Raw genomic sequence first — 15,373 nt, 5'->3', positions numbered from 1 at the left:
AAAAGGAGTGTATATAGTGGATAATACATTAATTTATGTTACAGGTAACGATGTTAAATTTGATGTTGCGATAAAGGCATTTACCAATACAGGAATACTTCTTTTACAAAAGAAATTAGATACCCCTGAAATTCAAAGTAAAAGTGTACAAGAAGTAGCTATGTATTCAGCTAGTTGGGCAAGCAAACAGCTAAATCAACCTGTCATAGTAACAGATGCTGGCTTTTACATAGAGACATTGAATGGATTTCCTGGTCCATTTATCAAATATGTAAATGAATGGTTTTCTTCATATGATTTTATTAACTTAATGCAAGGCAAGACTAATCGTACTATTATTATTCAAGATTGTTTGGCATATTGCCGTCCAGGTGAAGAACCAGTTGTTTTTACTGGATCATACCAAGGGAAATTGGCAAAACAACCCAGTGAGAAATGTGGTACTTCAATTGAACAGCTTTTTATTCCAGAAGGTTTTGATGTTCCTATTTCAGATATACCTGTCGAAAAAATGATTTCCTACTGGAGTAACGGTGAGATAGTGAGCAAATTTAAAGAATATATTTTATCTAAATTGGGTAGGGGGTGCTTATAACCATTAGGCTAATAATGAGCGTGCGAGAAAATGAATAACTTGGATATGGCAAACTAGTAATGCATGTTGACGTAAAAATTATATTTTATTTTGAGGAGGAATAATCATGAAAAGTATTAATTCACCGAAAGTAATCTCAATAATATGTTATGGTGTTTCTGCATTAATTTTTTTTGTAATTTATCTTGAGGGAGTATTTCTTTCTGCTGGGGATGAAATGGGCTATTGTATTTTTAATTTTTATATTGTAATGCCCTTAACTACTCTAATTTCTTCCTATATCATTAGTATGAAAAAAGGTTATCTGTTTTGGTTTTATCCTGTATTCGTTGGCCTTTTGGGCATAATAATTCCGATTGTAATATTCAGTACCTTTGATGGGATAGAATTATTCTTTGCTTTTTTTCCTGCGTTGATTGGACTTATAATTGGGTTGATTATCAGATTTAAAATAAAAAGAACTTAAAATGAATTTAAGTTATTACGGTTTTTCTATTTATTTTCTCACACTTTTATCACATAAGTGTGAGAAAGCTTTAGAATGTTATGAAAATATTAGATTTAAAGGAAACTACATTCTATAAATTAATTAATCAGTATGAAATGGATAAATAAAGGGGCCTTCTTCTTTTGATTAAGGTTAGCGCAAATAATATTAAAAAGCCATCTGGGACTGAGCTCAGATGGTTTTTTCCTTTTGGTTTAAGATAACATATTATTATGGGGAATGTTTTTTATTCTATTTTTTAGATTCTTTATACCAAATAAAAAACATAATAAAGGTAGACAGATTTTTATTCTTAATCGGTCTACTTTAAGGGCAGCATGTTAATAATGCGCCACAGATTGATTTGAAATTATTATTCTACATATGACTTTAACTTATCTAATTTTTTTATAATAAGTACTTTGTTGCCCTTAAGACTAATGATACCCAATTCTTCAAATATACCTAACTTCCTGCTTATAGTTTCTCTTGTGACTCCAACATAATTCGCCATCTCTTCTCTATTAATAGGTAAGTTAATTTGTAAGCCTTGGCTTGTAGAAGTACCATATTTCTCCCCAAACTCTAAAAGCATAAAGGCAATTCTTATTTCTGCATCATTAGTAGCCAGATTTTGCGCAAGATTTTCAGTCTGAGATAGACGTTTTGAAATAACTTGTAATAGCTTTAAGGATATTTCTGGATTACTCATGATAATCTTATCCATATCTTGTTTAGTCAATGTACATATTTTAACGTTTGAGATAGCATAAGCATCAAAATTATACAGTTCATCACTACTAAACAAGCTTAATTCTCCAAAAAAATCACCACCAGTAAAGATATGAACTATTTGCTCCTTACCTTCTTTTGTTAATTTAGATATTTTAACTTGGCCTTCATTAATAATGAATAAGGTATTTGATTTTTCACCTTGACTACATAACATATCACCTTTTTTATAGACTTTATGTCCAGTCATATCAATAATTTTTATAAGTTCATCATCAGATAGAAATGAGAATATCGGTACTTTCTTAGCGCATAGGCTATGATTACAATTTTCACAATTACACTTTTCCATATATATATCACCTACCATCTAATATCATAACATTTTTAATTTATTGTGGTCAAATATTAATAAGTAGAAATTTTTAATATTTCCGATTTGTGATTTGAATCATATTCCTAAAATCAAAATCATTATAGAATTGGGTCATAGGGGAGAGAGAACACATTAGAACAAAACAAATTAAATACAGGAGGAATACATTATGAATGAAAACATTATGAATGAAAAAATTATGCTAAGTGAGAATATATATTGGGTTGGTAAGGTTGATGAAAGAGATGTACCTTTTCATAGATTAACATTAACTAAAGGGACAACTTATAATAGTTATTTATTAATGACTGAAAAACCAACAGTTATAGATACTGTTGATATGAGTTTTGGACGAGAGTATGTAGAAAACTTAAAAAAAATAATAGATCTTGAAAAAATTAAATACATTATAATTAATCATACTGAGCCTGATCATTCTGGTTCGCTTGGAAGTTTGGCTGCGTATGCTAAAAATGCCGTAATTGTGTGCACAAATTTGGCTGTAGATCAGCTTAAGGAAATGTACAAACTTCATAATAGAGAATTTCTAGTAGTAGGTGATGGGGATACTCTTGATATAGGAGGTAAAACCCTCAAGTTCATAGAAACACCTTATCTTCATACAGCGGAGACAATGATAACTTATTGCATAGAAGATAAAATTTTATTCCCTTGTGACATTTTTAGTACTCACGTAGCCAACTATGAGTATTTTAATGATAGGGCAAAAGAGGATATAGATGATGATTATATTGGGTACTATAAATTAATAATGCACCCTCATAGAAGATACGTTCAAATTATGATAGAAAAAATTAGAGATCTAGATATAAAGATGATAGCACCATCACATGGATATATCCTTAGAGACAATGTTCAAAGTTTTATAGATATTTATGATAATATGAGTAAAAATACAGAAATAAATAAAAAAACATTGATTCTATATTCTACTATGACAGGTAGAACAAAAAAAATTGCTAACTATATCAAGGAAAAATTTGAAGAGCTAAATATAGTTTCAGAGACCATAGATGTAAATAAAGTAGTAAAAGAAGATGTAATGAAAGCTATTAATGAAGCTGATGCTATTTTGTTTGGTAGCTCCACAAGATATGCTGATATGATTGGAAACATGGAAGATATATTAAAAGAAATACATGAACTAAACCTAGAAAATAAAATAGGGGCGGCGTTTGGTTCTTATGGTTGGAGTGGAGAAGCTATAGAAGTAGTTCAAGATTATTTGAAGCAAAGTAACATTAAAGTCTTGAGTACTTCTGATGTAATTAAGTCTACTGGTATGATTGATATAGAATTCCCACTAAGGATTAGATTCTCACCAAACGAGGACAACCTAAAGAGCATTGAAAGAGCAGTTAATTATACTGCAGACTTATTACTTGGTACAGTTTAAAAATAAGAGGAGGAATTAATTATGGAAAAAATTATAAATGAAAACCAAAGCCTCGGCGAAATAGTTTCAATTTTCCCAGGTGCTGCAGAGATATTTAATAGATATAAAATAGATTATTGCTGCGGTGGACATGATACGTTAGCAGGAGCCTTGGACGAGATAGCAGTAGAACATGATAAAATCATTGAAGAACTTAATAACGAATACGAGAAGTTTATAAAATCAAACTCAGAATATAAAGACTGGAGAAAAGAAAAACCTTCAGTAATAATAAAACACCTAGTGCAAACTCATCATGAATTCACAAAAAAACAGCTCAAAGAAATAGATACGCTATTATTTAAAGTACTCAAGGTACATTTTCAGCATCATAGTGAAGAACTGCTAAAGGTGCATAAACTTTTCGGATCCTTGAAAACAGAACTTGAGGAGCACCTTGTTAAAGAAGAAGAAATTTTATTTCCTCTTATAGAGAAATATGAAATAACAAGAGAAAATAATATATTATCCCAAATAAATGAGTTAACTAAGGGAACAGAGGAGGAACATGAAGCTGCTGGAAATATACTTAAAGAATTAGAGGAGGTAACAAGAGATTTTGAGGCACCAGAAGGGGGCTGCACATCTTTCAAACTTGCATATACGAAACTTCATGATTTAGAAAAGGATCTATTTATTCATATTTATCTAGAAAACAGTGTACTATTCCCTATGATTCAACAGAAAAGCGATTGCCATATCAAATGATTATCAAAAGAGTATTTATTATGTATAATTAACTTTAATGATGATAATAATAATTTGTATTCAATAAATTAATGGAGGTGATTTTCTTATGAACCATAATGAGAGCATAGGTTGTACAGTAAATGAATGTAAACATCATTGTAAAGATGATAATTACTGCACTCTAAACAAAATAGAAATTATAAAACATGAAAGTGTTTCTAAAACACCGGAATGTACCGACTGCGGAAGTTTTAAAACATTACAATAATGTGAAAAAGTGCAATCTCATTTTATAAGGTGAGACTGCAAAGCTAGGAGGGTTACATATGCAAGGAAAAATGTTTTGTTTTCAATGCGAACAAACTTTTGGTGGAAAAGGTTGTACCAAAGTAGGAGTTTGTGGAAAAACGCCAGAAATTGCAGCAATGCAGGATTTGCTCATATATCAGTTAAAAGGAATAAGCTGTTATGCTACTAAACTTTTAGCAAAAGGCGAAATAATTGATAAGTCTTGGGTTTCATTTATTGAAAATTCATTGTTTATGACATTAACTAATGTAAATTTTGATCCTGAATCTCATATTGATATGCTTAAAAGATCTCAAGTAATAAAAGAAGATGCCAGGAAAAAGGTAGCAGGAGAAGAAGTAAATACAAAAGAGGCTTTATATAATCTAAGTGATACTATAGAGCAGATGCTTGAAGATGCTAAAAAAGCAGGTATTATGTATGATGAGGATTTAGATGCTGATATCCGCTCAGTTCGCGAAACTATAAAATACGGACTAAAAGGAATTGCAGCTTATGCACATCAAGCTAGATTTATTAAATATAATAGCGATGAAGTAGATGATTTTTATTTTATAGCTTTAGCCGTAATGACTGATGATAGTTTAAACCTTCAAGATCTTATCAAGTATTTAGTTAAAACTGGAGATATGAGTGTTAAAGTTATGGAGGTATTAGATAAAGCCAATAATGAGAAATACAATTCTCCAACACCTACAAAGGTTAATGTAAACATTAAAAAAGGACCATTTATAATAGTTTCTGGTCACGATTTAAGGGATCTTGAAATGTTACTTGAGCAAACAGAAGGAAAGGGAATAAATATTTATACTCATGGTGAAATGTTGCCTTGCCATGGATATCCTAAGTTAAATAAATACCCTCATTTAGTAGGTAATTTTGGGGGGGCATGGCAAGATCAACAAAAGGAATTTGATGGTATACCTGGTTGTATTTTAATGACAACGAATTGCTTAATGAAACCAAGAGATTCTTATACAGATAGAATTTTCTCTACAAGTGTAGTTGGCTTTGAAGGTCTAAAACATATATCTAATGATGAGAATGGTCATAAGGACTTCTCTGAAATAATTAATAAGGCTCTAGAGCTGGGTGGCTTCGAAAAAGATGAGGAAGTTAAAGAAATTCTAGTTGGATTTGGTCATAAAGCAACTTTAGCTCATGCTGAAACAATAGTGAATGCAGTTAAAGAAGGGAAAATTAGGCACTTCTTCTTAATTGGAGGATGCGATGGCGCAAGACCAGGAAGAAATTACTACACTGAATTTGCAAAGCAAGTTCCTAAGGATTGTATTATCCTTACTTTAGCTTGTGGAAAATACCGATTTAATAAATTAGAATTTGGTGAAGTAGCGGGACTTCCAAGATTACTAGATATAGGTCAATGTAACGATGCATACTCTGCTGTTAAAATTGCCTCAGCACTAGCTGATGCATTTAAATGCAACATTAATGATCTACCACTTGCAATAGTTTTAACTTGGTATGAACAAAAGGCTGTTGCAGATTTATTGGCATTACTTTCACTTGGAGTAAAAGGAATTTACTTAGGACCAACTTTGCCAGCTTTCTTAAGTCCAAATGTATTACAATTCTTAGTTGATACTTTTGATATTAAACCAATAAGCACACCAGAAGATGATTTAAAACAAATATTAGGATAAAAAGTATGGCTGCTGCTAAATGTAAAAAATTGAATACATTTAGAAGCAGCTTATTTTTTTAAAACTTTTGTGACTTAAATCATATTCTAATGAAAAACAAATTTGTATAATTAATAATATGATGTTAATAATAAAAAATTTTGGTATTTCATTATTTTCTATGGGATGCATTGATGAATCAGAGTCTACAAATATATTAACAGATGAGGATATTAATTTAAAAGTTTACAAGAAGATATTTATAAAAGATAATAACGTAATTGGTGCAATTGTTATAGGTGATATGAAGAGGTCACCACTTTAAATTGCGAAAGGTTTGAAACAATAAACCTTGGAATACGAGAAATGTGGAACCCAGATGAAGTAGCGTTGGATAGGTGTAGAAATTTTGGTAAGAGTATAGGAAAAATTATGGGAGATACTAATGATTAGTCAATAATATTATTAAATAAATTAATAGGAGATGTTTTTATGGATAAATATGTTTGTTTAGTGTGCGGATACATTTATGATCCAGCAGAAGGAGATTCAGATGGCGGAATAAAGCCAGGTACTAAATTTGAGGATATTCCAGAGGATTGGGTTTGTCCGTTATGCGGAGTTCCAAAATCGGACTTTGAAAAAGTAGAATAAAGTTACTAACTTAATATATTACTATGTTATTAAGGAAATAACTAATTAGTAAATAAAAAAATAGTTAAAGGGGTGATTTTAATGAAGGCTCACGTTGATAAGGATACATGCATTGGATGTGGATTATGCCCTGAGGTATGTCCTGAAATCTTTCAAATGGAAGAGGATGGGAAAGCTGTGGCGTCGCTAGATGAAGTTGCAGAAAATCTCGTAAGTAGTGCAAAGGATGCAGAAGAACAATGCCCTGTTGCTGCAATTTCTGTAGAATAGTAATAATATAGATAAAAAGTGTAATAAACTGCGGCCTTGTGTTGTTAAAAGAAAATCATATTGAAAGTCAAGGAGGAGGTCCGATGAATGAAGTTTAAATACGGTAACACATGTTACCGTATTTTTACGTAAAAATAGTTATAATATAAATAAACATTATTTATATTATATTTAAGACTATATAAAATATACTGTGTCTGCATCAATTAAATACTAAAGTAACATAGTCTATAGTTTGATAAAGTGCCACATTGAAAACATGAATAAAGAAATAGTAGATGTTGACGGAATATTAAAAATAACATCTGAAAGCATAATAGGCCATATAGAAAAGGCAAGTATTGTGGATAGACAAATGGAAGAAACGGAAAGACAACTAAACGCCTATAGTAAAAAATTAATCTAGTGTTTAATTTGATTTAAATCACATTTTAAATAGGTCTAAAGGGATAGAATGTTACTAACAAGATAAAGATGCAGAGCAGGAGTGACCAGTTAGTGCAATAACTATAGAGTAATAATTATTAACACCAATAATAAAATATAAAGGAGAAAATATAATGAATATTATTAGAATGAATGAAATTATTTGGGATTGCTCCTCCAATTAATGTAAAAGTATGGTACACCAAACAAGTGGGTATGCAAAAGTCCCCACAATAAAAAATGGGAATATATTTTTGTGAAAGGTAAAAATAATATAATACAATATCTACAAATGAGAATAGGTTAATGAACTAATATCAATTATTGTTATTGAGCGAGCATCATATTCTATTAACCCGTCCTTTCGCATTTTGTTTAATTCACGAGAAAGAGACGACCTTTGAATTCCAAACTTTTCAGCTAGTTCTTTTTTTGTGTAGTCTAATTTAATTATCCTACTGTTTTGCGAGAAGCTTTCATAAATTAAAAAATCAATTATACATTCTCTTATAGTTTTCATAGATAATGATTTGATTTTATCTGTTAATATTAAAGTTTTGTCTGATATTGATTTAAGAAAATTATTTAAAAAAATAACATTAGTTTGGCAAAGCTTTAAAATTAAATCTTTCTTTATATGAATAATAGTAGCATCAGATTTTGCAAGAATTGTCATAGGATATAAATTTCTATATGAAAAAAGCAAATTTCCACCTAAAACTTCACCAACTGTAAAATCACTAATAGTTAATACATTTCCTTTTGAATCAATTTCTTGAACTAATACAGTACCCTTTAAAATTATGTCAAATCTTGTACACTTTTCGTTTTGAAAATATATTACGGAATTTTTTTTATAGCTTGTAATTTCATATAAATCTTTGGTAAATAAATAATCTAGATCTTCAAAAGAAAGGTCTTTAAATAAATCAATGTTTTTAATTAAAGGTATATAAGCATACATTAATTTTCTCCTTTTTTAAAATTAGTAACCATGGTAACTGATTTATAATTCAGTTTAAATTATAATACAAGTAGAGATATTTTGAAAGGGGACATTATTATGATAGAAAAAAATTATAAATTTAAAAATTCTAATGAAAAGTGCATTTCGAAAATTATCGATGATGATAATTTGCTATTAAATCATATGACATTCATTAAAGGAACAGGACTTCCGGAACACTTTTCTAATTCAAATGTGTACATGGTTATAGTAAAAGGCATATTAACAATAAAATTGGGAGAACAGGATGAAAAAAAATATTCACAGGGAAATATAATAAATATACCATATAATATAAAAATGAATATAAATAATTTAAACGATGAAATTCTTGAGCTATTCGTAATAAAAGCACCAAATCCTAAAAACTTTGTAGGCATATAGGATGGATATATTCACGATTATACTTTGGATTATTACTGGAACATGGTTTGTTTGGTCAATAATTAAAGATAAGAAGAGAACATTAAATTCTATTAAGATGTCAAGTGGAATGATGAAAAATATGATAGGTGAGATAACTGCTATACTCTTTCTTATCGGGTTAATATTAACGTTTATTCCTCCAGATACGATAAAACAATATATGGGTCAATCCAATACTATAATATCTACAATTGTTTCGGCTTTTGTAGGAAGTATAACTTTAATACCTGCTTTTGTTGCTTTTCCATTGGTAGGGTCTCTTGTAAATGCTGGAGCTAATATAGTTCTAGTGGTTGCATTTTTAACAACGCTTACTATGGTAGGGATAGTTACTTTTCCTCTTGAAAAAAGAGAATTTGGTTTAAGGTTTACTATAGCAAGGAACTCTTTAAGCTTTATATTTGCCATTATAATTGCACTATTAATGGGGGTGATAATGTGAACGCCATTAGAGTGAAAATAAAAAATAATATGTTTTTAACTTTGGTAATTACAACTTATATAGTGCTAGGAATTCTAATGCCAATTAAAGCTGTTCAGTCTTTAAATAATAGCTTATATTATATAAAAGAAATGCTTATAATTATGCCAGTTATATTGCTACTAACTTCCCTTATTGAAGCATGGGTTCCTAAAAAATCCATAGAAAAGGCTTTAGGTGAAGGTTCAGGTTTTAAAGGCTCTGTATTTTCTTTCTTACTTGGAAGTTTTTCCGCAGGGCCTATATATGCAGCATTTCCAGTGTGCAAAATGCTTTTGAAAAAGGGCGCAAGTGTTTCAAATATTGTAATTATGCTTAGTACCTGGGCAGTAATTAAAATACCGATGCTTGCTAATGAAGCAAAATTTTTGGGCCCTAAATTCATGGCTATAAGATGGGTTTTGACTACTCTCTCAATTTTCATTATGGCTTATATCACTTCAAGGTTAGTAAAAAAGGAAGATATACCAATGAAGTATACTTTGACTAATGAAGAAGAACTTGTGCTTAATGTAAATGAGCAATATTGTATTGGATGTGGATTATGTACAAAAATATCACCTGATAACTTTATTATTATAAATAAAAAAGCAAAGGTTATTAAGAATGTAGCTAAGTCAGAGGAAAATGAAAACATTAAGGTAGTGATAGATAAATGTCCGGCTAAAGCTATTAGATACAAATAATTATATTAAATAAATAATAATAAAGCTTAGAATTGTAAAATAATTTTAAGCTTTAATTTATGAAGTGTTTTCACAAGTTTATACATCTGGAAAATTATAATTGATACTGACTTAAGTTAAGTACAGAGTACTTGCACATAATTTTATAGGTGAGCCTATAAATCAAGCTGATTCGAGTGTAAAGATTTTTAAAGCGTTAGGAATAACAATATATTTGAATGCGTGTTTTAAACTGATACATATAGAATAGACACCTGCATAAATGGTAAGCGTTTGAACATCTTGTCATTAAAATCTTTCATTAAAAAAATTAAGGTTATTTGTTAAATAGATTTGCTTGGACAAAAAAACATCGGTTAGGTATCGGTGTTTTTTTGTTGTTTCATAATATTAAAGGAAAGTTAAGAGGGATTGTTTAGTAAATAACGAGTTATTTTGATTTATTATACAAATTTAGAAGGAATATGATAGAAGGATGCAGAAAGATTGTTAGTAGAATATTTTAGAAGTATTTATGAGTATTATGTCTATAATATGTAGTCCCCAAAAAGTGACACAATCGATAAGTGTGTGGAATACCGTAGTTAGCTAGACATGTTTTATAAAGATATCTGACTGTTAAAGAATAACGGGTATATGTCGAACTTTGAAAAAGGGGCGACATAACTATTGAAATTGAAAGTACGAACAGCGCTCATTGATAATTGAATAATACGGTGTTCTAAAATGAAAATATTAACTATTATAGGAATATAATGATTCTAAATTATGTATAATATGCTATAATTTCTATAGAGTTAGGTCGAAGTTGTATAAAAGTGCCTCACAGTGGTACTTTATCGTTCATTATCTCTAAAATAATTAATAATATGGGAAAGAGAGGGGTGTTTAAAAAGCATGAACAAAATAAAGGATATTTTTATTGGCTTAGGTGTAAGTGCGTTCATACTAATAATATGGGTATATAAAATGGTAGTTACAAGTGATATACCTGTTGAATTATCTTATACGAATAGTGTAGTAATATCCTGTCTGTTAGTTTTATTTCTAATAATATATAGTTTTTATATAAGAAAAACTATATATATACTAATGAATACGAATTTGTTGTTAATACCATTGTTTCTATGGCTTATGTCTATGCAACAGGCATTAACATATAGCTATCACAAATATGATACGGTGGTTAGTATTATAGGTTTTGCTATTACTTTGATTTCATTTTTGCAACTTATTTGTAGAAAAGTAAAAATAAAGGTTAAGACGTAATCTTCTAAAATAAAACGTCACAACTATTAAAACCGAATAATCCATTAAAATGTCGTATTATTCATAACTGAATTTACGGCATTTTTTACGTCGCACTCCAAATATAGTTCGTCATAACCAACTGTAAGAGTTATTAGATTGTTTGTGCAGGCTGTGGCTATAAAGGGAAGTACCTGTTTGACCAGGTGTGAGGGGTTACAAGATTTCTAATACTCCGACGTGCCCGAACAATATCATGTTTGATGTGTGAAGCTCGGTGAAGTTGCGGAAAATGTTATCTGTGATGATAATAAGTATCACGTACGGTGTGAACCGGTGGAAAGGTGACTCTGACTGCCACCTTTGGTGGTAATACGTTGGCTCACCTATCGGTATCAAAAAAAAGTGTAAAACTGGATAGGCGTAGAGCATATCAGCGATATCGGAGGACATTTATCAGTTAGAGAGTTATGTCTAACTTGCTAAATTTTGCGATGAAAGAATATTTTAAGATATATAGAGGAGGTTTTAAAAATGATAAATATTAATATTGAAACAGATAATCTAATTATCAGACCTTTTTCACCATCTGATGTAAAGGATGCAGCTTATTATAGTCAGCAGCCAAAGGTGTCCTATTGGATGGCTGATATGGTTATGCATGATGAGACAGAGGCACTTGATTGGATACAATGGATAAATAAACGGTTTGATATTATTGAACCATTTATAATGTTAGCAATTGAGCATAAGGATGAGCATAAATGTATTGGCTTTGTGGGAGTTCATGCACAAGCTATGGTAGACAATGAAGTTGAGATTTCATATAGTGTTTCAGATAACTATCAAGGCAAAGGTTACGGTACTGAGGCGGCTAAAGCATTAATTAAGTGGGTTTTTAAAAATACTGAGTTGAAAGAATTAGTTGCTATTGTTAAGCCAGATAACACTTCTTCTAATACTGTAATTAAAAAGCTTGGTTTTCAAAATATGGATACTAAGATGGCTCAATATTGTGGTGAAATGTGCAAATTTAATTATTACAAATTATATAAGAAGCTTTCGTAATAATCTTAAACTGCGGTGCGATGGTAGAAAAAAGCGAACCATTAAAATTTTAATATGTAAGGGGAATAGTATAAAAATGAAAAATTTAGAAACAAATCGATTAATTATTAAAAGCACTAAGAAAGAAGAGGCTGACTTTTGTTTGGATATATGGTTGGATGATGAAATGGGTAAATATTTATCAGACCCACCTCGTGAAAAAGCAAAAGATAACTATTTAAAATGGAAAGAGAATGTAGAAATTTATAATGGATGCTATTATTTTGTTGCAGTTTCAAAGGAAACTGGAAATTACATTGGAACATGCAGTACTGCTCCAAGTGAAGACAAAGAGCATTGGGATATAGGGTATGCCATTCATAAAAACTATTGGGTTCAAGGATACGCTACAGAAATGATAAAAGCACTAATTGATTTTTGCCATATTAATGGGGCAAAAAAAGTAACTGCTCCTGTGGCACAAGAAAATATAGGTTCAAATGCAGTATTAAAAAAACTTAACTTTTATATTGAAAAGGAAGGTACCTTTAAAAAACGTGGTACTGATATTATATATGATGAGTATACGTATAGACTTGATTTAGAATAATCCTCAATAAGTTAGATTAATAATATTTGTAGGATAGATAAAATTAACTTATAATGAACAATTTTAAACTTTCGTGAGCAAATAAAATTTCGATTTATAGAGGTAATAGAACAGAATTTAATATTTAGTTGTGACGTATATTTCATGGAGTTCGTCATAAACAACTGTAAGAATTACTAAAGATATAGATAAACGGGACTGGTTATATCTATAATTGGAATTAATTAATTGCGAAATAATAGGGGGATAAAGTGATGAGAATAGGGGTAATAGGACCTACTGAAAGAGAAATAATGCCTTTTATAGGTAAAATATCAAATGTAAAGTTTAGTGAACATGCTATGTTAAAGTTTTATTCAGGAGATTATGAAGGAATTGAGGTAGTATCAGTAGTTTGTGGAGTATGTAAAGTTAATGCTGCTATTGCTACACAAATTCTAATCAATAAATTTGAGGTTACGCATATTTTACTAACAGGAGTTGCAGGTGCATTAAATAGACAACTTGAGATTGGAGATATAGTTATTTCAAGTGAGGTTGCATATCATGATGTTGCACATGAAATCTTAACAGAATATCATCCATGGATGGAAGATATATATATCAAACCAGATGTTGAACTGTTAGAGTTATGTGAAAATATTGCTAACTCCTTATCGATTCCAAGCAAATGCCACATTGGAAGAATTATTACTGGCGAATCATTTATTACGCATAATGAAAGGGAAAGTTTAATAGAACATTTTAATCCGCTATGTGTAGATATGGAAAGTGCTAGTGTTGCTCATACATGTTATGTAAATAATATCCCTTTTATAGTTATTCGTTCAATGTCAGATGATGCAGATGAAAACGCTTCAAAAACATTTGAAAGCAACATAGAAATGGCAGCATTAAATTCTATAAAATTTGTTGAAGAGCTTATCAAAAAGTTAAGTATATCTTTAAAATAAAAAGTAGTTGGATTCTATAAATGGTGCATTTTTAATTCAGAAAAATGTTTGAGGTTGCTGTACTAATATACGTACTGATATCATTTAAACAGAGGTCGCGTGCAGTCGAAAAAATGAATATTTAATTGATGAGTGCAGTGAAAATGAAATATGTATAATAAAGACTTTTGGGAAAAGAGATAGTAAGCTATGGTAGGAGAAGTAAACTCAAAAAAATATAGAGAGATGGGGGAAAGGTATGGAAAAGCAAGCGTTAAAGACATTATTAAGAAGTATAAAAGATAACAAATATGCAGTACCAGAGGGTGTGAACCCATATAAATTATCCTTAGAGTTGATGGATTATATAGGAGATATTGATGGTGAGTTGCGTAATGACTTGGTCTTTGGTGTTCTTGTAGAATGGATAATGACGGATGTTGTGACATTTGAAGAAGCACATGATATATTTGTGATAGCATTAGACGAAAAACATATTTTAAATGGATTGGGAGAAATTAATGATACGGTTTTTGGCAGGACTTTTTCCGTTGAAGTGGCTGCATGTATCATCTATAAGCACAGGAAGCTTTTATCTGATAGTGATATTTTAAAAGCTTTTAATACAGTTTTGAAATTTTATAATGAGGACAGGGATGTAAGAGGCTTTGTAGAAGGTAAAAGCTGGGCTCATGGGGCTGCCCACGGTGCTGATGCCCTGATGGAACTTGCACAATGTCAAGTAATAGGATATGAAGGACTAAAAGAGATATTAGATTCAATATATAAAAAAATTAAGGTGAATTACTACGGATATATTAATAACGAGGATGAACGTATGATATCGGCTGTTAAGGAGGTTTTGGAAAGAGATATAATTCCTGTAGGAGAAATTGAAGAATGGATCAGAAGCGTTGGTAACATAGAAAAAACAGGTATAGTTCCTGATTATTTATTTATTGAATTTAATGTAACTCTTTTCTTAAAAGGCTTATACTTTAGACTTGTTGGTAATACGAAGTATGAACAAGTAGCAAAAGTAGTTAAAGAGGTGCTAAAGAATGCAAGTCGTTTTGGTGAGGATTACTCATAAACATAAAGGCAAATTAACGACTCAGGGGTTCAATTCCTCTAGGAGTCACCAAAACATAAACGTTGATATAGCAGGCTTTGAGAATGTTTATAGATTTGTGTAAATGACTTTAGAAGTGTATATCTAACTAGAAATTAGTATGGGAATTTACTCCTGTACTAATTTTTTATTTTTTGGGCAATACTAATACTGGGGTAATGTAAATA

20 protein-coding genes are annotated in these 15,373 nt (G+C 30.3%); 18 read left to right on the top strand and 2 right to left on the bottom strand.

The window, feature by feature from the left end; genetic code table 11:
* Positions 1–16 precede the first annotated feature (16 nt).
* Both ACREV6_RS21680 and ACREV6_RS21675 read left to right on the top strand, forming a co-directional pair.
* Complete coding sequence (locus ACREV6_RS21680) at positions 17–595, top strand: non-canonical purine NTP pyrophosphatase (protein ID WP_431580130.1); 579 nt, start codon at positions 17–19, stop codon at positions 593–595.
* Between the two features lie 106 nt (positions 596–701).
* A complete protein-coding gene (locus ACREV6_RS21675; RefSeq protein ID WP_431580129.1) occupies positions 702–1,061 on the top strand; it encodes a hypothetical protein in 360 nt (119 codons plus the stop codon).
* A 394-nt stretch (positions 1,062–1,455) separates the two neighbouring features.
* Here the strand turns inward: ACREV6_RS21675 and ACREV6_RS21670 are convergent, their stop codons facing one another.
* A complete protein-coding gene (locus ACREV6_RS21670) occupies positions 1,456–2,166 on the bottom strand; it encodes a Crp/Fnr family transcriptional regulator (protein WP_431580128.1) in 711 nt (236 codons plus the stop codon).
* A gap of 208 nt (positions 2,167–2,374) precedes the next feature.
* Between ACREV6_RS21670 and ACREV6_RS21665 the strand changes: the two genes are divergently transcribed.
* The 8 genes from ACREV6_RS21665 (at position 2,375) to ACREV6_RS21630 (ending at position 7,618) form a co-directional block, all read left to right on the top strand.
* Positions 2,375–3,607 carry an FprA family A-type flavoprotein gene (locus tag ACREV6_RS21665; protein WP_431580182.1) on the top strand — a complete coding sequence of 411 codons (1,233 nt, stop codon included), beginning with the start codon at positions 2,375–2,377 and terminating at the stop codon, positions 3,605–3,607.
* 21 nt (positions 3,608–3,628) lie between these two features.
* Complete coding sequence (gene ric / locus ACREV6_RS21660; RefSeq protein ID WP_431580127.1) at positions 3,629–4,354, top strand: iron-sulfur cluster repair di-iron protein; 726 nt, start codon at positions 3,629–3,631, stop codon at positions 4,352–4,354.
* A gap of 88 nt (positions 4,355–4,442) precedes the next feature.
* The gene (locus ACREV6_RS21655) at positions 4,443–4,604 is read left to right on the top strand and encodes a DUF1540 domain-containing protein (RefSeq protein ID WP_431580126.1); all 162 of its coding nucleotides are present in this window, start codon (positions 4,443–4,445) and stop codon (positions 4,602–4,604) included.
* Positions 4,605–4,662: 58 nt separating this feature from the next.
* Positions 4,663–6,309 (top strand): hydroxylamine reductase, encoded by a 1,647-nt coding sequence (hcp, locus tag ACREV6_RS21650; protein WP_431580125.1) that lies wholly within the window; start codon positions 4,663–4,665, stop codon positions 6,307–6,309.
* 118 nt (positions 6,310–6,427) lie between these two features.
* Positions 6,428–6,613 carry a hypothetical protein gene (locus ACREV6_RS21645; protein WP_431580124.1) on the top strand — a complete coding sequence of 62 codons (186 nt, stop codon included), beginning with the start codon at positions 6,428–6,430 and terminating at the stop codon, positions 6,611–6,613.
* A 167-nt stretch (positions 6,614–6,780) separates the two neighbouring features.
* A complete protein-coding gene (rd, locus tag ACREV6_RS21640; RefSeq protein ID WP_431580123.1) occupies positions 6,781–6,942 on the top strand; it encodes a rubredoxin in 162 nt (53 codons plus the stop codon).
* Between the two features lie 81 nt (positions 6,943–7,023).
* Positions 7,024–7,212, top strand: coding sequence for a ferredoxin (locus tag ACREV6_RS21635; RefSeq protein WP_431580122.1), 189 nt, complete (start codon positions 7,024–7,026; stop codon positions 7,210–7,212).
* A 235-nt stretch (positions 7,213–7,447) separates the two neighbouring features.
* A complete protein-coding gene (locus tag ACREV6_RS21630; protein WP_431580121.1) occupies positions 7,448–7,618 on the top strand; it encodes a hypothetical protein in 171 nt (56 codons plus the stop codon).
* Positions 7,619–7,924: 306 nt separating this feature from the next.
* On the opposite strand, the gene ACREV6_RS21625 is transcribed toward ACREV6_RS21630, so the two are convergent.
* A complete protein-coding gene (locus ACREV6_RS21625; protein WP_431580120.1) occupies positions 7,925–8,602 on the bottom strand; it encodes a Crp/Fnr family transcriptional regulator in 678 nt (225 codons plus the stop codon).
* Positions 8,603–8,701: 99 nt separating this feature from the next.
* Here ACREV6_RS21625 and ACREV6_RS21620 point away from each other — a divergent pair, with 99 nt between their 5' ends.
* The 8 genes from ACREV6_RS21620 to ACREV6_RS21585 all read left to right on the top strand — a co-directional run bounded on the left by ACREV6_RS21620 (position 8,702) and on the right by ACREV6_RS21585 (position 15,167).
* Complete coding sequence (locus tag ACREV6_RS21620) at positions 8,702–9,028, top strand: cupin domain-containing protein (RefSeq protein ID WP_431580119.1); 327 nt, start codon at positions 8,702–8,704, stop codon at positions 9,026–9,028.
* 1 nt (position 9,029) lies between these two features.
* Entirely contained in the window at positions 9,030–9,512 is a 483-nt protein-coding gene (locus tag ACREV6_RS21615; RefSeq protein ID WP_431580118.1) for a permease, read from the top strand.
* A complete protein-coding gene (locus tag ACREV6_RS21610) occupies positions 9,509–10,237 on the top strand; it encodes a permease (RefSeq protein ID WP_431580117.1) in 729 nt (242 codons plus the stop codon). The genes ACREV6_RS21615 and ACREV6_RS21610 overlap by 4 nt, the downstream gene beginning before the upstream one ends.
* Before the next feature lie 897 nt (positions 10,238–11,134).
* Positions 11,135–11,506 carry a hypothetical protein gene (locus ACREV6_RS21605; RefSeq protein ID WP_431580116.1) on the top strand — a complete coding sequence of 124 codons (372 nt, stop codon included), beginning with the start codon at positions 11,135–11,137 and terminating at the stop codon, positions 11,504–11,506.
* 513 nt (positions 11,507–12,019) lie between these two features.
* Positions 12,020–12,553 (top strand): GNAT family N-acetyltransferase, encoded by a 534-nt coding sequence (locus tag ACREV6_RS21600; protein WP_431580115.1) that lies wholly within the window; start codon positions 12,020–12,022, stop codon positions 12,551–12,553.
* Between the two features lie 76 nt (positions 12,554–12,629).
* On the top strand, positions 12,630–13,142 hold the full coding sequence (locus tag ACREV6_RS21595) for a GNAT family N-acetyltransferase (protein ID WP_431580114.1): 513 nt from the start codon (positions 12,630–12,632) through the stop codon (positions 13,140–13,142).
* A gap of 254 nt (positions 13,143–13,396) precedes the next feature.
* Positions 13,397–14,095, top strand: a complete 699-nt coding sequence (locus ACREV6_RS21590; protein WP_431580113.1) for a 5'-methylthioadenosine/adenosylhomocysteine nucleosidase — start codon at positions 13,397–13,399, stop codon at positions 14,093–14,095.
* A gap of 238 nt (positions 14,096–14,333) precedes the next feature.
* A complete protein-coding gene (locus tag ACREV6_RS21585) occupies positions 14,334–15,167 on the top strand; it encodes a DUF2785 domain-containing protein (RefSeq protein WP_431580112.1) in 834 nt (277 codons plus the stop codon).
* Positions 15,168–15,373 lie beyond the last annotated feature (206 nt).

The sequence above is a fragment of the Clostridium sp. genome (genome assembly GCF_050717515.1).
In the GTDB taxonomy this organism is placed as follows: domain Bacteria; phylum Bacillota; class Clostridia; order Clostridiales; family Clostridiaceae; genus Clostridium_AD.
Note: the sequence above shows the minus strand (reverse complement) of the source record. Positions and strands in the feature narration are given on the sequence as shown.